This window comes from Xanthobacter sp. DMC47 (assembly GCF_056313845.1).
In genome coordinates, this window is record NZ_JBQUZM010000001.1 from 54,414 (window position 1) to 69,432 (window position 15,019).

The window sequence follows — 15,019 nt, forward strand, 5'->3', positions numbered from 1 at the left end:
CAGCCGGGCGGCGAAGTATTACCCAAGGTTAAGCAGTGGCCCCAGCGACAGTCAGCCGGCCGCAGGAACCAGGAAGCGGTCGGCATCGGCGCGGGTGGCGACGATCTCGGTCAGTTCCCCGACGCCGGTGGTGAGCAGCACGCGCTCCACCTGCGGATCGCAGTTGAACAGCACCAGCGTGCCGCCGCGCTTATGCAGGGACTTGGCATTGGCGAGGATGAGGCGGATGCCGATGGAGGCGAGGAAGGTCACGCCCGCCATGTCCACCAGGGCCACATGGGCGTGGCTCACCAGGGCACTGAAAACGGTCTCGATTTCCGCCGCGCCGGCGATATCCATGCGGCCGGCGAGGGAGATGACGATCTGCCCGGGTTCGAGCGGAGTGGAGTCGAGCTTCATGGCGGTCCGCCGTGGTTCGCTGAGCCGTGCGCCGGAACCGGTGTGGTTCCGGGCTATCTGGCCCCTCTTCCCACCCGGCCTTTACAGTTTTGTGACAGTGCGGCCGGGCGGCCCACCTACCAGCGGCGATGGACGGACCGGTCAGCCGAGGGCGGCGAGGCGGGCGTCCAGCCCCTCCCCTTCCGGCAGGCCCGCCACCTCCTCCACTGCAAGGCCGCCCGCCGCGAGATGGCGCACCATGAGGAAGAAGCAGCCGGCGCGCCCCTCGCTCTTCGCCAGGGTGTCGGTCCACAGCCGGTCAAAGGTGTCCAGCACCGGACCGAGCGGCTCAACGGGCAGTTGCTGGCCGGAATAACGCGGAAACTTGTTGGTCAATTTCTTCCAGTCGTCCTTGAGCGCATCGCGCAGAACCGGGTCGGCGGTGAGGCGCGCATCGCGCCCGCCGCGCTCGTAGGTGGCGCGGGTTTCCATGAGGGAGAGCAGCAGCGCGTTGGCCCGGCTGCGCAGGAGGGGGCGCAGGCGCTCCACGAACAGCTTGCGCAGCGCGTCCACATGTTCGGGATCGGCGAGGCCGACCTCGTGTCCGGCCACGCCGGGGCCGGGGGCGAATTTGGCCGTAGCCGCGTCATAGCCCTCGGCCGCCCAATCCGCGGCCGGCCGGGAGGTGAAAAGCAGGATGACACCGGGCGGGATGGCGGCAGGGCCGGGGAGCAGGGCGAGGGCCGCCGCGTCGGCGGCTTCCAGCCGGTCGATGCAGACGAGGAGGCGCTTCGCCCCCTGCCCCGCCGCGGCTCCCGCGAGGGCCGCGAGCCAGCCGGCGAAGGCGTCCGCGCTGCCGGATGCGCCCGCAGGGTCCGGCGCAGCGATGGCGAATTCCGCCTCGAACGCCGCCTTCAGCGCCTCGACCAGCGCCTCGGGACCAGCTGGCCCCGCGAGGGCCACGGCGATGGCCCGGGCACCGCTGGAAATGGCACTGTCGATGCCTTCGGGGCTGCCATCTTTGCCCGTGCGCCGGGCGACGATGCCGCGCACAAACTGGGTCTTGCCGGCACCGGCCGGCATGCGGAGCCAGTAGGCCCCGCGGTCGTTGCTAACGAGGAAGGAGCGGAACGGGGTCCGCAGATAGGCGGGGGAGACGTAGTCCGCATCGGCATCAAGGGAGAGCGCGAACGGCTGTGCAGACGGCTTGGCTGTCATGGGAGGCTCCGGGGCGAGAGCATGGATCGCCTTCCGGCCGCTCTCGGTCCCGGCGGATTTCGGCCAACAATCCAGACAGGCAGACCCCAAGCATTTAACGTGCCCCGGCCGCGTCGCCGGGGCCGCCCTGCCGCTTGCCGGCCCGCCTTCGCCTCAGCTCTTGCGTTCGCTGGCGCTGAAATTGCTGGTGTGGCCTTCCTTGGTCGCCTGGGCGCGCCAGGCCTTGGCCACCGCCTTCAGCTTCTGGTCGGGCGCGATGCGCGACACCATCTGCTCCGGCCGGGTGCTGCCGCACGAGGGGCAGACGGGCGTGTCGGACGCCGAGATGAGGAGTTCGAACTCCTTGTCGCAATCGGGACAATGGAAATTGTAGAGCGGCACGCCGAGCCTCCTGTCCTGTTCCGGGGGCACGTCCGCGCTTCCGGCGCAAGTCCCTGAAGGAACACGCGCAAGCCGCTGCCGACGTGCTACGGCGCCGCGCTGCCACCGTCGCCCGGAGCGCGCGCCGCCTTCTCCCAAGCAGGAAGTGGGCCAGATGGCCGGGAGGCGCTCAGCCCACCGTCTCGATGCCGAGCACCTTCTCCAGCACCCCGGCGGGGTCTTCATCCCGCATCAGGGCTGTGCCCATGAGAAGCGCCTTGGCGCCCGCCGCGCCGAGCCGTGCGCGGTCCTCTGCGGTGCCGAGACCGCCTTCCGCCACCACGAACGCCTTGTCCGGCGGGATGAGCGGGATCAGCGCCTCGCAGGTGCCCGGCACAAGCTCGAAGGTGTGGATGTTGCGGTTGGTGACGCAGATGAAATCCGCCCCCGCCGCCAGCGCCGTTTCCACGTCCTGCCGGGTGTGCACCTGCACCAGAACGTCGAGGGCGATGGAGGATGCGCGCTCGCGATAGGCGGCAAGGTCCGGCCCCAGCAATGCCGCCGAGAGCATCACCGCATCCGCCCCGGCGAGCCGCGCCTCGAGGATCTGGTAGACGTCGTAGATGATGTCCTGGGCGAGGATGGTGAGGTCCACCGCGCCGCGCACGGTGGCAAGGTCGGAATAGGAGCCGCGGAAGGCTTGCCGCTCCACCGCAACCGAGAGCGCCGCCGCGCCCACCGCCTCGAAATCCTCGGCCAGCGCCTTGTAGGGCACCATGGTCTTCAACGCCGGCTCGAACGGCGAACCGCCCTTGAGTTCGCAGACGATGCCGGGCGTGCCGGTGGCGCGGAAGGCGGCGGCGAGCGCCCCGTGGAAGCCGCGCGTCATGGGCATCTCGCCCACCTTGCCCTGGATCTGGCCCAGCGAGCGGCGGGCCTTGGCCTTGCCGAGCTGGTCTCGGCGCTGGAGGAGGAACGGCTTCAGCCGGCTGTTTTCGGGCAGGATCATGAAAGAACGTCCAAAGGCAAAGGAGGCGTGCAAGCGAACGGAGCCAAACGCTCCCGATGAATAAGCACCTCCAGCTTCACAGATTTCGCGCCGTTTGGCCATGCCGCTTTCGCGCCGCGGCATTGGGGAGCGTGGCTTTGGCGCTTCCCTATTGCGCCGCAACGCGCGATGATCCGTCCATTCTTAGCCGATCGAGTTTTTGAAGATGTTCACGCGCGTCTGCAAAGCGGAAACCGTTGCCGAAGGCGGCATGCGGCTGGTGATCGCCGACAGCCACCTCATCGTCCTCGCCTGGCCCGACAATGGGGAGATCCGCGCCTTCCAGGGCGTCTGTCCCCATTCCAACACGCCGCTCAACGAGGCGGAATTCGACGGCACCGTCCTCACCTGCCCGCTCCACCACTGGACCTGGGACCTGAATTCCGGCGCCCCCGTCGAGCCGCAGGAAAGCGCGCTCGCGGAATATCCGGTGAAGGTGGAGGATGGCGTCGTCTATATCGACACGGAAGGCATAGAGCCCCTGTTCGCCGCGCCCTGAGAGCGCCGCAGCCGATCCGCATGATGAGTCGAGGCGCTGTGCGCGGTTGAAGCCGGCGCGCGGCCACAGCCGGAGTTCGACCCGTGACAGATGAGACCGAAGTCCAGACCGCCATCATCGTCGGCGCCGGCAAGGGGCTGTCCGCCGCCCTCGCCCGGCGCCTCGCCCGCGAGGGGTTCCGCATCGCTCTCGTGGCGCGCGACGTGGACAAGCTCGCCCCGCTCGTCGCCGAGACCGGCGCCCGCGCCTACGCCGCCGATGCCCAGAACCCGGTCGCCATCGAGGGCGTGTTCGCCGAGGTGGACAAGGCGTTCGGCCCGCCCGACCTCGTGGTGTTCAACGCCGCCATGCGCTATCGCGGGCCGGTGGAAGTGCTCGATCCGGCCGACGTGATGGATGCCTATGCCGTTGGCGCCTTCGCCGGATTCCTCACCGCCCAGGCGGCGGCGCGGCGCATGCTGGCGCGGGGCAAGGGCTCGCTCTTCTTCACCGGCGCCACCGCCAGCGTGAAGGCCATGCCCCATTCGGTGCCGTTCGCCATGGCCAAGTTCGCTTTGCGCGCGCTGGCGCAGGGCCTCGCCCGGGAACTCGGCCCGCGCGGGATCCATGTGGCGCACTTCATCCTCGACGGCGGCATCGCCTCGTCCTGGGCGACGGCGGGGGAGCCGGGGCCGGCGGACAAGTGGCTCGACCCCGACGCCATCGCCGAGACCTATCTGTCCATCCACCGCCAGCACCGCTCGGCCTGGACCTCGGAGCTGGAGCTTCGGCCGTGGGTGGAGAAGTTCTGAGGCGCGTTGTCGCGACGGGTTGGCGTTAAGCCTGCCGCCGCCCGTGCATTGTGGCGGGCGGGGCGGCGTGCCATCTTCCGGTCCCAACGACGGGAGGATTTCGTGCCGCATTCCATGGTCAACGGCCGCCAGATCAAGGCCGGCCGCGCCCTGCTCGGCTGGTCGCGCAAGGATCTGGCCGAGCGCGCGGGCGTGACCGCCGACACCGTGAAGGTGGTGGAGCAGGATGACGTCACGCTGGACGCCCTCGCCTCCACACGCGCGCGCCTGTGCGCCACGCTGTCGGGGGAAGGCATCAACTTCCTCAACGGCGGCGGCATGGGCGTGGAGATCGTGTCCCGCGACGAGGGCATCCGCGCCGAAGACCTCAACGCCTCCAACGACGACTGACGAGACCCATGATCCTGCACAATTTTGCCGCCCGCCACTGGATCATCGTGGCGATCATCCTCGTCATCGCAACACTGGCGTATCTCGGCAGCTGGTCGTGACGCCGACGTCGTGGTCCGGCTTGACCGGACCACCCATGGCGCCATTTGCACTGGCCGCGGCAGGCTGAGCCCCGCGGAGGGCGACGGCAAAGACAGCGGCTAAGCGCCCCTCCCCTCACTCCACCAGCAGCAGCGCGAAGCCGTCATAGCCCTTCGCGCCCACCGTCTGCACCGCCGTGGCGGTGAGGTGCGGGTTGGCGCCGGCCATGTCGTAGGTGCGGCGGATGCCGATGACGGAGGCGTCCGCGCTCTGCGCATCCAGCACCTGCCCTCCACGGACCACATTATCGCAGACGATCAGCGTGCCCGGCCGCGACAGGCGCAGCGCCCAGTCGAGATAGGCGGGATTGCTGGGCTTGTCGGCGTCGATGAAGATCAGGTCGAACGGCCCCGCGCCTTCCTTTTCCAGCAGCGGCAGCGTCTCGATGGCTGGGGCGAGGCGCAGGTCGATGCGATCGGCGAGGCCCGCGCGGACAAAGTTGGCGCGCGCGACCTCGGCGTGAAGGGCGACCGCCTCCAGCGTCACGACTTTCCCGCCCTCGGGCAGGGCGCGGGCGAGGAAGATGGTGCTGTAACCGCCCAGCGTGCCGATCTCGAGGATGCGCCTGGCGCCCATCATTCGGGCGAAGATGTGCAGCATCTGGCCCTGTGGCAGGGAGACGCTGATTGCCGGAAGGCTGGCCCGCTCGCACGCCGCCTGCACATCGTCGAGCACCGGGTCCGCCGGCACCAGCTTCTCGCCGATGAAGTCGTCCATCTCGGTCCAGAGCGTCGCGTCCATTCCCGCCTCCGTCGCTGCAGTCGCGCGCAAGGAATACCGGCCGCGTGAAGGTTTTACGTCAGGCGGCGCTCACGCCGCCTGCTCAACCCTGGTCGCTCTCCCGCGCCGCGCGGATGGAGAGCACGGCATAGGCCACCACCAGCGCAAGCTCCACCAGCGTGAAGAGCATCAGCCGCGTCATTCCGGCCGGCGCCCAGACGGCGAGAATCACCTGCGTCAGCGTCGCCAGCAGCCACAGCACCACAGCCCAGCCGGCGCGCAGCCACAGGCCGACCCCGGCGATGGGATCGATGATCGCCGCCCAGATGACCGCCGCCTGCGCCGCCATGGGCATGGCCTCGAAGCGGCTCGCCGCCCCGTCGCCGATGCCGAGGATGACCGCCCAGTGGATGATGCCCTCCAGCAGCAGGAAGGCGGCGACGCCGCGCAGGAACAGGAACAGCCGCCGCCGCCAGGGCGAGAGATTCTCCCATTGGGCGCGGGCGCTGGCGTCGATGGGATCGTAATGACTCATGTGCCGGGGGCCAGAAGTTCCAGTTCGTCGGGTATGGGATCGAAATGCGCCGCGATGACGGCCGGGTCCACCTCCGCGAGGGTCGCCGGCTGCCATTGAGGCGCGTTGTCGCGATCGACGAGGACCGCACGCACGCCCTCGTAGAAATCATGCCCCGCAACGACGCGGTTCACCACCCGGAATTCCAGCTTCAGGCAGTCGCCCAATTCCAAGTCCGGCCCTCGGCGCATCTGCTCCATGGCGATGGCGAGGCTGGTGGGCGACTTGCCGGCGATGTCGGTGAGAAGCGTAGTGGCGAACGCCGCGTGGGGTCCCTCCCCCTCCGCCGCCGCCTGCAGCGCGCCGAGGATGCCGGCAAGATGCCCCCGCCCGAAGGCGTCCGCGATGAAGTCCGCACGGTCAGCGAAGGCGCCGGGCCCGGGCTCGATGCGGTGGTCGGAAATGGTGCGCTCCACGTCGCCGCCGGCACACAGCGCCGCTTCCAGCGCCGGGAAGGCGGCGCTCGGCACCACGTCGGTGGCGAGGCCGCAGGCGAACGCCTCCGCGGCGCGGATGCGCGTGCCGGTGAGCGCCAGGAACACGCCGAACGCACCGGGCAGGCGCGGCAGCACATGGGTGCCGCCCACGTCCGGGAACAGGCCGATGTTCACCTCCGGCATGGCGAACAGATATTTGTCGCCCGCCACCCGATGCGCGCCATGGGCCGAGAGGCCGAAGCCGCCGCCCATGCAGATGCCGTCGATCAGCGCCACATAGGGCTTGGGAAAGCTGCCGATATAGTCGTTGAGGACATATTCCTCACGCCAGAAGGCCAGCGATTCGGCGGTGTCGCCGGCGCGGCCGAGGTCGTAGAGGCTGCGCACGTCGCCACCGGCGCAGAACGCCTTCTCGCCCGCCGCCTTGATGACCACGCGGGTGACGGCCGGGTCGCGCGCCCATTGCCGCAGGCGCGGCAGGATTTCGCGGACCATGGAGAGGTTGAGCGCGTTGAGCGCCTTCGGCCGGTTGAGGGTGATGACGCCGGCTTCGCCCTTCACCTCCAGCAGGACTTCAGGCTCCGTGGTCATTCATCCCTCCCCATTCGCGCCCCCGCCGCTGAGCGACGGTCCTTGCCGGCAGGGTTAGACGTGGCCACCGGGAGCGTCAACGCGGGCCAGCGCACCTTGGCCGTGCGTCCGCGCACACGCTGAACTTGCCGTGACCCTGTGCCGCGCGCCACTCGCGGGCGGAGGGCGGCGGGTCTATAAGGGCCAATTGGCGCCCGTCCGCGGGCGGATCAAGAACGAGCGCATCATGCCCCTCTCCAAGCCCCGCCTGCATGCCGTTTCCGAAGCCGAGGCCACGGCCAGCCGGCTCGGCCTCGTCCACCGCCCCCGGCGGAACCGGAAGACGGACTGGGCGCGCCGGCTGGTGCGCGAGGCGACGCTGACGGTCGACGATTTGATCTGGCCGATCTTCGTCATGAACGGCCAGGCCACCCGCACCCCCATCCCCTCCATGCCCGGCGTCGAGCGCCTGACGGTGGACGAGGCGGTGCGCGCCGCCGAGAGCGCGGCAAAGCTGAAGATCCCGGCCCTCGCCATCTTCCCCTACATCGACCCCTCCCGCCGCGATCCCACCGGCAGCGAGGCGCTGAACGACAACAATCTCGTCTGCCAGACCCTGCGCGCCATCAAGGCCGAGATCCCCAACCTCGGCCTCATCACCGACGTGGCGCTCGACCCCTTCACCAGCCACGGCCATGACGGCCTCCTGGAGGATGGCCGCATCCTCAATGACGAGACGGTGGAACTCCTCGTGCGTCAGGCGCTGGTGCAGGCCGAGGCCGGAGCCGACGTCATCGCCCCCTCGGACATGATGGACGGCCGCGTCGGCGCCATCCGCGCCGGGCTCGATGCCAACGGCTTCGAGGACGTGCAGATCATGTCCTATGCCGCGAAATACGCCTCCGCCTTCTACGGCCCGTTCCGCGACGCCATCGGCACCGCCAAGACCCTCTCGGGCGACAAGCGCACCTACCAGATGGACCCCGGCAATGGCCTTGAAGCCATCCGCGAGGCCGCCCTCGACGTGGAGGAAGGCGCGGACATGCTCATGGTGAAGCCCGGCCTGCCCTATCTCGACATCGTATGGCGGCTGAAGGAGGCGTTCGGCCTGCCGACCTTCGCCTATCAGGTGTCCGGCGAGTACGCGATGATTGAGGGCGCCATCCGCAACGGCTGGGTGGACGGCGACCGCATCGTCCCGGAGAGCCTGCTCGCCTTCAAGCGCGCCGGCGCCGACGGCATCCTCACCTATTTCGCGCCGCGCGTGGCGCAGGCCCTGGCCGAACGGGGCTGAGGCTCCTCGCGGGAGAAGACTGATGACCGTGCCCGCGACGGCGCTGGACCACGACACCGGAAGAGACCTGCCCGTCACCCTCGCGGACGTGGAGGCGGCGTGGCCTCTCGTTCGCGCCTCCGTGCTGCGCACACCGACCCTGCGCGCCCCGCGCCTCTCCGCCTTCACCGGCGCCGATGTCTATGTGAAGTACGAGAACCTTCAGGCCACCGCCTCCTTCAAGGAGCGCGGCGCGCTGGTGAAGCTCTCGCGCCTCACGCCGGACGAAGCCCGGCGCGGCGTTGTCGCCATGTCGGCCGGCAACCATGCGCAGGCGGTGGCCTATCACGGCACGCGGCTCGGCATCTCCACCCTCATCGTGATGCCGGAGACGACGCCGCAGGTGAAGGTGGCCGCCACAGAGGCCTTCGGCGCCGAGGTGGTGCTGTTCGGCGAGACGGTGGCCGACGCCTATGAGGAGGCCGAACGAATCTCGAAGGCGCAGGGCCGCGTCTTCGTCCATCCCTATGACGATGTGGACGTGATCGCCGGCCAGGGCTCGGTGGCGCTGGAGATGATCGAGGACGGGCCGGCCTTCGACGCCGTGCTGGTGCCCATCGGCGGCGGCGGGCTCATCGCCGGCATGGCGGTGGCCTTCGCCGGCCGCTCGCCCGCCACGCAGGTGGTGGGCGTCGAGACCCAGCTCTACCCCGCCATGTGGACCGCCATGACCGGCGAGGCCCGCCCCTGCGGCGGCCCCACGCTGGCGGAAGGCATCGCCGTGCGCAACGTGGGCGAGATCACCTCCCAGATCGTGCGGCGCCTCGTGCCCCATGTGGTGCTGGTGGACGAGACGGCGCTGGAGCGGGCGGTGAACGCCTTCCTCATGCATCAGAAGACCCTGGCCGAAGGCGCCGGCGCCGCGGGCCTTGCCGCCCTCATCGCCGAGCCGGAGCGCTTCCGGGGCAAGACGGTGGGCCTCGTCGTCTCAGGCGGCAACATCGACCCGCGCATGATCGCCGGCATCCTGCTGCGCGAGCTGGAGCGGGAAGAGCGCATCGTCTCCTTCCGTCTCACCATCCTCGACCGGCCGGGGATGCTGGGCCGCATCGCCACCCTGCTCGGCAAGCTCGGCGCCAACATCCTGGAAGTCCACCATCGCCGCACCTTCCTCGATGTCCCCGCCAAGGGCACCCGCCTCGACCTCACGGTGGAGACGCGCGACCAGGCGCACGCGGAGCTGATCCAGAAGGCGCTGGAGGGTGAAGGGCTGCCGGTGCAAAGGCTGGGAGCGGGTGGCGCGGACTGGTAGGAGGCCTTAGCGCCACCTTACTGCCGTCGCCCTCCGGCTCGACCGGAGGGCCTATTGCTCCGCCGGGATAAGCCTCCGGCGGCGAGGGACAAATGGCGGGATGGGTGGTCCGGTCAAGCCGGACCACGACGGTGATGCGAGTCTATGGAGAGTCGCGCGCTCCCTCACGCCCGGCCGAACACCCGCTTGAAGATGTTGTCCACGTTCTTGAAGTGGTAGCCGAGGTCGAACTTCTCGTTGATGTCCTCCTCGGACAGGTACTTGCGCACGTCCGCGTCTTCCAGAAGGAAGGTGCGGAAGTCGCCCTCGCCGCGCCAGACGCGCATGGCGTTGCGCTGCACGAGGCGGTAGCTGTCCTCGCGGCTGGCACCCTTCTGGGTGAGGGCGAGGAGGACGCGCTGGGAGTGGATGAGGCCACCCAGCTTGTCCATGTTCTTCTGCATGTTGTCGGTATGGACGACGAGCTTGTCCATCACGCCGGTGAGGCGCGACAAGGCGAAGTCCAGCGTCACCGTGGAATCGGGGCCGATCATGCGCTCGACGGAGGAGTGGGAGATGTCCCGCTCGTGCCACAAAGCGACGTTCTCCAGCGCCGGGGTCACATAGGCGCGCACCATGCGGGCGAGGCCGGTGAGGTTCTCGGTGAGAACCGGGTTGCGCTTGTGGGGCATGGCCGAGGAGCCCTTCTGCTCGGGGGAGAAATACTCCTCCGCCTCCAGCACCTCGGTGCGCTGGAGATGCCGCACCTCGGTGGCGAGCCGCTCGACCGACGAGGCCACCACGCCGAGCACGGCGAAGAACATGGCGTGCCGGTCGCGCGGGATGACCTGGGTGGAGACGGTCTCCACCTTCAGCCCCATTTTCTCCGCCACATGGGCCTCAACCGCCGGATCGATATGGGCGAAGGTGCCCACCGCGCCGGAGATGGCGCAGGTGGCGATCTCCTCCTTCGCCGCGACGAGGCGGGCGCGCGAGCGCTGGAACTCGGCGGCGGCGATGGCGAGCTTCACGCCGAAGGTGGTGGGCTCGGCATGGATGCCGTGGGAACGGCCCACGGTGGGGGTGAGCTTGAACTCGAACGCCCGGCGTTCAAGAACCGCAAGGAGCTTGTCCACGTCGGCGATGAGCAGATCGGCGGCGCGCGCGAGCTGCACGGCGAGGCAGGTGTCCAGCACGTCCGAGGAGGTCATGCCCTGATGGACGAAGCGCGCCTCCGGCCCCACGAACTCGGCGAGGTGGGTGAGGAAGGCGATGACGTCGTGCTTCACCTCGCGCTCGATGGCGTCGATGCGCTCCACGTCGAACTCGGCCTTGCCGCCCAGCTCCCAGATCTTGGCGGCGGCCTCTTTCGGGACGATGCCAAGCTCGGCCATGGCGTCGGCAGCATGGGCCTCGATCTCGAACCAGATGCGGAAGCGGGCCTCGGGGGACCAGATGGAGGCCATTTCCGGCCGGCTGTAACGCGGGATCATGGGTCGATGCTCGTCAAAATGTCAGGCAGGCGGCTCGTCTAGCAGATGACGGCGGCGGGGGGTAGCGGCGCGGCTCACGCCTTGCGGCGGGCGGCGGCGCTCACGCGGCGCGCCAGCGGCAGCATCACCACTGGCAGGAGGTAGATGGGGAATTGCGCTGCCGCTACGTAAAGCCACGTCTCGTGCGGCAGGACGGCTCCGGTGGCGGCGATCACCACCGCCATGTTGCGATGGCCGCCGCAGAAGCCGAGCATCATCGCATCACCGGGATCGACGGCGCGGAAGACGAGCGCGGTCGCCCCGAAACCCAGCAGGGAGACGAGGAAGGCCAGCGCCACCAGCCCCGCCATGAAGCCGGGCTGATCGAGGAAGGCATAGGTCACCCCATCCATCAGCCCCACCGCGAGAAGACCGAGGAGCACCACGTTCAGCCCGTCGAGATGGGCGGAGATGGCCTCCACGCGCCTCAATCCCATCAGCCGGCGGATCAGGAGGCCGGTGCCCATGGTGCCGCCCACCACCGCCGCGAGCCGCAGCGCCAGCGCCAGCGGATCGAGCGCCAGCGCCCCGCCGGAGAAGTGGAACACCAGCCCCGGCGCGGTGAGCGGCGTCAGCGCCATGCCGCCGAGCATGGTCACCAGCACCAGCCGCGCATCGAGCCCCAGCAGCGCCGCGAAGGCCGGCGCGGACATGATGGGCGGCGCCGAGGCCTGCATGATGAGGGCAAGGACGATGGCGTTGGGCTCGCCCAGAAGCCGCGTCGCCAGCCCCATGACGAGCGGCAGCACCAGCATGACCCAGCCACAGGCCAGCACCGCGATGCCCGCGCGCCGCACGGTGAAGGCACCGGCCATGGAGGTGCGCACGAAGGCGAGCACCAGCAGTGCGAGGATGGTGGGCACCACCAGCGGCTTCGCCAGCGCCGCGAAGGGCGGCAGCGCCAGCCCGATGAACACGCTCACCGCCACCGCCGGCGCGCTGCGCCGGCCGAGCCACGCGAGCAGGAAGCCGGGGCTCATGGGCGGGATCTTGCGGGGAAAAGAGGCATCGCGCGGGACACAGGGCTTTCTAGCCTCTGCCGGTATCCAAGGGAACCCTTGTCGGGCGTCGGTCCGTCGGCCCCTGCCACCGTCGTCCTCCGACTTGATCGGAGGACCCATTTCGCCGTTTGCCCAATGTTCGGACGCCCGCTCCAGCCCAGCGATGGGCCCTCCGGTCACGCCGGAGGGCGACGGCGGCGCGAAGAACCGCCACTGGCGGCAGGCGCTTGTTCCGGGTAGCGTCCGGAGGAAACCGGAAACACCCATTGCCCAAGCCACCCACCAAGCGTCCCACCAAGCCGCCCACCCGCCATTCCAGCAAGGACGGCTACGCCGCCAAACCATTGCGCGCGACCAAATCCCGCGCCGCCCGCAAGCAGGCGGCCGCCGCGCACGAGGCGGCGGCGCTGGCCGTGGCGCCGCTGGCGACGGGGGAGATGCCGACCAAGGCGCAGGTGTTGGCCTTCATCGCCTCCCAGAACGGCGAGGTGGGCAAGCGCGAGATCGCCCGCGCCTTCGGGCTGTCGGCGGCGCAGAAGGTGGAGCTGAAGCAGCTCCTGCGCGACCTCTCCGAGGAAGGCACCGTGAGCCGCGAGCGGCGGCGGCTGCATGTGCCGGGCGCCCTGCCGGCGGTGGTGCTGGCCGACATCGTGTCCCGCGACGGGGACGGCGAACTGGTCGCCGTCCCCGTGGAGTGGGACTCGGAAGCTCAGGGCGAGGCCCCGCACATCCTCGTCCAGGTGCCGCGCCGCGCGTCGGGACCGGCCCCGGGACTGTCGGACCGGGTGCTGCTGCGCATCGTGGAAGGCTCCATCGAGCACGCCATCCCGCACGTGGGCCGCGTCATCAAGGTGCTGGAGAAGGCCCGCAAGCAGACCATGGGCATCTTCCGCGCCGCCCCTCAAGGCGGCGGCGGACGCATCATCCCCATCGACAAGAAGCAACTCGGCCGCGAATTGCAGGTGCCGCCCGGCGCCGAGCATGAGGCGGAAGACGGCGATCTCGTCACCGTCGAATTGATGCGCCAGCGGGTGTTCGGCCTGCCCACCGCGCGGGTGAAGGAAAAGCTCGGCTCGCTGAAGTCCGAGAAGGCGGTGAGCCTCATCGCCATCCACGCCCACGGCATCCCCAACGCCTTCCCGGACGTGGTGCTGAAGGAGGCCGAGGCCGCTAAGAAGATCACCGTGCGCGGCCGCGAGGATTGGCGCGACCTGCCCCTCGTCACCATCGACCCGCCCGACGCCAAGGACCATGACGACGCCGTGCATGCCATGGCCGATGAGGATGGCGGCTATATCGTCACCGTCGCCATCGCCGACGTGTCCGCCTATGTGCGGCCCGGCACGGCGCTGGATCGCGAGGCGCTGATCCGGGGCAATTCGGTCTATTTCCCCGATCGCGTCGTGCCCATGCTGCCGGAGCGCATCTCCAACGACCTGTGCTCCCTACGCCCGGACGAGGACCGGCCGGCGCTGGCGGTGCGGCTCGTCATCGGCCCGGACGGTAGGAAGCGTAGCCACAGCTTCCACCGCATCCTCATGCGCTCGGCCGGCAAGCTTGCCTATGCGCAGGCGCAGAACGCCATCGAAGGGCGCACCGACGACATCACCGATCCGCTGGTGGAGGGCGTGCTCAAGCCGCTCTATGCCGCCTATGCCTGCGTGAAGAAGGCCCGCGACGCCCGCCAGCCCCTCGACCTCGATCTGCCCGAGCGCAAGATCATCCTGAAGCCCGACGGCACGGTGGACCGGGTGATCGTGCCCGAGCGCCTCGATGCCCACCGGCTGATCGAGGAATTCATGATCCTCGCCAACGTCGCCGCCGCCGAGACGCTGGAGGAGAAGAAGACCCCCCTCATCTACCGCGTCCATGACGGCCCGACGCTCGCCAAGCTCTCGGCCCTGCGCGACTTCCTGAAGACGCTGGACATCGGCCTGCCGAAGACCGACCAGGTGCGCCCCTCCCACTTCAACCGCATTCTGGAAGAGGTGAAGGACACGGACGCCGCCCCGCTGGTGAACCAGGTGATCCTGCGCAGCCAGAGCCAGGCGGAGTACGCCTCCGAGAATTACGGCCATTTCGGCCTGAACCTGCGCCGCTACGCGCATTTCACCTCGCCCATCCGCCGCTATGCGGACCTCATCGTCCATCGCGGCCTCGTGCGGGCGCTGGGGGTGGGCAAGGACGGCCTGCCGGACGATGCCACCGTCGAAAGCCTCGGCGAGGTGGCGGCAGCCATTTCCGTCACTGAACGTCGTGCCATGGCGGCGGAGCGGGAGACGGTGGACCGGCTCATCGCCCATCATCTGGCGGATCAGATCGGCGCGACCTTCAACGCCCGCATCACCGGGGCGACCAAGGCGGGACTCTTCGTCGCGCTCGACATCACCGGGGCCGACGGCTTCATTCCCGCCTCAACCCTGGGCCAGGACTATTACCGTTACGACGAAGTGCGGCAGGCGCTGGTGGGAGACCGCACCGGCGAAATGCACCGCATCGGCGACCGGGTAGAGGTCAAGCTGGTGGAGGCGGCGCCGGTCGCCGGAGCGCTCCGGTTTGAGCTTCTGAGCGAAGGCTCCTATGTAAAGGGTCCGCGCGGCGGCCCGCAGCGCCGCGGCGCGCCGTCCGGTTTCGTCGGTCGGCCGGGCAAATCAATGCCGGGCCGGGCGAAAACGGGTAAGGCGGGTTCCGGGTCAGGCCCCGGCAAGGCCAAGCCGGGACGCGGCAGGCGCTGAGGCGTCCGGCGGCAAGACATTGGAGAAGCGCGCTCCTCAGGAGCGACCGAGAGGTTCAGGA

At 69.4% G+C, this 15,019-nt stretch carries 15 protein-coding genes; 6 read left to right on the forward strand and 9 right to left on the reverse strand.

Translation table 11 applies throughout. The annotated features are described in order from the left end of the window. Positions 1 to 51: 51 nt before the first annotated feature. The 4 genes from ACT54R_RS00275 to ACT54R_RS00290 form a co-directional block, all read right to left on the reverse strand. Complete coding sequence (locus tag ACT54R_RS00275; RefSeq protein ID WP_476322199.1) at positions 52 to 399, reverse strand: STAS domain-containing protein; 348 nt, start codon at positions 397 to 399, stop codon at positions 52 to 54. 141 nt (positions 400 to 540) lie between these two features. Further along, positions 541 to 1,596 carry a hypothetical protein gene (locus ACT54R_RS00280; RefSeq protein WP_476322202.1) on the reverse strand — a complete coding sequence of 352 codons (1,056 nt, stop codon included), beginning with the start codon at positions 1,594 to 1,596 and terminating at the stop codon, positions 541 to 543. 153 nt (positions 1,597 to 1,749) lie between these two features. Beyond that, positions 1,750 to 2,007, reverse strand: coding sequence for an FmdB family zinc ribbon protein (locus ACT54R_RS00285; RefSeq protein ID WP_476322205.1), 258 nt, complete (start codon positions 2,005 to 2,007; stop codon positions 1,750 to 1,752). A gap of 139 nt (positions 2,008 to 2,146) precedes the next feature. Continuing rightward, complete coding sequence (locus ACT54R_RS00290) at positions 2,147 to 2,965, reverse strand: indole-3-glycerol phosphate synthase TrpC (RefSeq protein ID WP_476322208.1); 819 nt, start codon at positions 2,963 to 2,965, stop codon at positions 2,147 to 2,149. Between the two features lie 205 nt (positions 2,966 to 3,170). On the opposite strand from ACT54R_RS00290, the gene ACT54R_RS00295 reads away from it, so the two are divergent. The 3 genes from ACT54R_RS00295 (at position 3,171) to ACT54R_RS00305 (ending at position 4,684) form a co-directional block, all read left to right on the forward strand. Beyond that, complete coding sequence (locus ACT54R_RS00295) at positions 3,171 to 3,503, forward strand: monooxygenase system ferredoxin subunit (RefSeq protein ID WP_024278800.1); 333 nt, start codon at positions 3,171 to 3,173, stop codon at positions 3,501 to 3,503. An 83-nt stretch (positions 3,504 to 3,586) separates the two neighbouring features. Beyond that, entirely contained in the window at positions 3,587 to 4,294 is a 708-nt protein-coding gene (locus tag ACT54R_RS00300; protein ID WP_476322211.1) for an SDR family NAD(P)-dependent oxidoreductase, read from the forward strand. A gap of 102 nt (positions 4,295 to 4,396) precedes the next feature. After that, positions 4,397 to 4,684, forward strand: a complete 288-nt coding sequence (locus ACT54R_RS00305) for a helix-turn-helix domain-containing protein (RefSeq protein ID WP_476322213.1) — start codon at positions 4,397 to 4,399, stop codon at positions 4,682 to 4,684. A 216-nt stretch (positions 4,685 to 4,900) separates the two neighbouring features. Here ACT54R_RS00305 and ACT54R_RS00310 read toward each other — a convergent pair whose 3' ends face one another. The 3 genes from ACT54R_RS00310 to ACT54R_RS00320 form a co-directional block, all read right to left on the reverse strand. Then, entirely contained in the window at positions 4,901 to 5,566 is a 666-nt protein-coding gene (locus ACT54R_RS00310; RefSeq protein ID WP_476322215.1) for an O-methyltransferase, read from the reverse strand. A gap of 82 nt (positions 5,567 to 5,648) precedes the next feature. Further along, a complete protein-coding gene (locus tag ACT54R_RS00315; RefSeq protein ID WP_168458023.1) occupies positions 5,649 to 6,080 on the reverse strand; it encodes a DUF6163 family protein in 432 nt (143 codons plus the stop codon). Then, positions 6,077 to 7,147, reverse strand: coding sequence for an enoyl-CoA hydratase/isomerase family protein (locus ACT54R_RS00320; protein ID WP_476322218.1), 1,071 nt, complete (start codon positions 7,145 to 7,147; stop codon positions 6,077 to 6,079). Before ACT54R_RS00320 ends, ACT54R_RS00315 begins: the two co-directional genes overlap by 4 nt. Before the next feature lie 226 nt (positions 7,148 to 7,373). On the opposite strand from ACT54R_RS00320, the gene hemB reads away from it, so the two are divergent. After that, complete coding sequence (hemB, locus tag ACT54R_RS00325) at positions 7,374 to 8,420, forward strand: porphobilinogen synthase (RefSeq protein ID WP_476322220.1); 1,047 nt, start codon at positions 7,374 to 7,376, stop codon at positions 8,418 to 8,420. A 22-nt stretch (positions 8,421 to 8,442) separates the two neighbouring features. Further along, positions 8,443 to 9,711 carry a threonine ammonia-lyase gene (locus ACT54R_RS00330; RefSeq protein ID WP_476322223.1) on the forward strand — a complete coding sequence of 423 codons (1,269 nt, stop codon included), beginning with the start codon at positions 8,443 to 8,445 and terminating at the stop codon, positions 9,709 to 9,711. A gap of 164 nt (positions 9,712 to 9,875) precedes the next feature. On the opposite strand, the gene purB is transcribed toward ACT54R_RS00330, so the two are convergent. Together purB and ACT54R_RS00340 are read right to left on the reverse strand one after the other, a co-directional pair. Beyond that, positions 9,876 to 11,183, reverse strand: a complete 1,308-nt coding sequence (gene purB / locus ACT54R_RS00335; RefSeq protein WP_476322226.1) for an adenylosuccinate lyase — start codon at positions 11,181 to 11,183, stop codon at positions 9,876 to 9,878. A gap of 74 nt (positions 11,184 to 11,257) precedes the next feature. Beyond that, complete coding sequence (locus ACT54R_RS00340; RefSeq protein WP_476322229.1) at positions 11,258 to 12,202, reverse strand: hypothetical protein; 945 nt, start codon at positions 12,200 to 12,202, stop codon at positions 11,258 to 11,260. A 458-nt stretch (positions 12,203 to 12,660) separates the two neighbouring features. Between ACT54R_RS00340 and rnr the strand changes: the two genes are divergently transcribed. Next, positions 12,661 to 14,958 carry a ribonuclease R gene (gene rnr, locus ACT54R_RS00345; RefSeq protein WP_476326319.1) on the forward strand — a complete coding sequence of 766 codons (2,298 nt, stop codon included), beginning with the start codon at positions 12,661 to 12,663 and terminating at the stop codon, positions 14,956 to 14,958. Positions 14,959 to 15,019 lie beyond the last annotated feature (61 nt).

Excerpts from the sequence above, each read along its gene's own strand:
- ACT54R_RS00275 (WP_476322199.1), bottom strand. The coding sequence starts at position 399 with ATGAAGCTCGACTCCACTCCGCTCGAACCCGGGCAGATCGTCATCTCC.
- ACT54R_RS00280 (WP_476322202.1), bottom strand. The coding sequence starts at position 1,596 with ATGACAGCCAAGCCGTCTGCACAGCCGTTCGCGCTCTCCCTTGATGCC.
- ACT54R_RS00290 (WP_476322208.1), bottom strand. The coding sequence starts at position 2,965 with ATGATCCTGCCCGAAAACAGCCGGCTGAAGCCGTTCCTCCTCCAGCGC.
- ACT54R_RS00295 (WP_024278800.1), top strand. The coding sequence starts at position 3,171 with ATGTTCACGCGCGTCTGCAAAGCGGAAACCGTTGCCGAAGGCGGCATG.
- ACT54R_RS00310 (WP_476322215.1), bottom strand. The coding sequence starts at position 5,566 with ATGGACGCGACGCTCTGGACCGAGATGGACGACTTCATCGGCGAGAAG.
- ACT54R_RS00315 (WP_168458023.1), bottom strand. The coding sequence starts at position 6,080 with ATGAGTCATTACGATCCCATCGACGCCAGCGCCCGCGCCCAATGGGAG.
- ACT54R_RS00320 (WP_476322218.1), bottom strand. The coding sequence starts at position 7,147 with ATGACCACGGAGCCTGAAGTCCTGCTGGAGGTGAAGGGCGAAGCCGGC.
- hemB (WP_476322220.1), top strand. The coding sequence starts at position 7,374 with ATGCCCCTCTCCAAGCCCCGCCTGCATGCCGTTTCCGAAGCCGAGGCC.
- ACT54R_RS00330 (WP_476322223.1), top strand. The coding sequence starts at position 8,443 with ATGACCGTGCCCGCGACGGCGCTGGACCACGACACCGGAAGAGACCTG.
- purB (WP_476322226.1), bottom strand. The coding sequence starts at position 11,183 with ATGATCCCGCGTTACAGCCGGCCGGAAATGGCCTCCATCTGGTCCCCC.
- ACT54R_RS00340 (WP_476322229.1), bottom strand. The coding sequence starts at position 12,202 with ATGAGCCCCGGCTTCCTGCTCGCGTGGCTCGGCCGGCGCAGCGCGCCG.
- rnr (WP_476326319.1), top strand. The coding sequence starts at position 12,661 with ATGCCGACCAAGGCGCAGGTGTTGGCCTTCATCGCCTCCCAGAACGGC.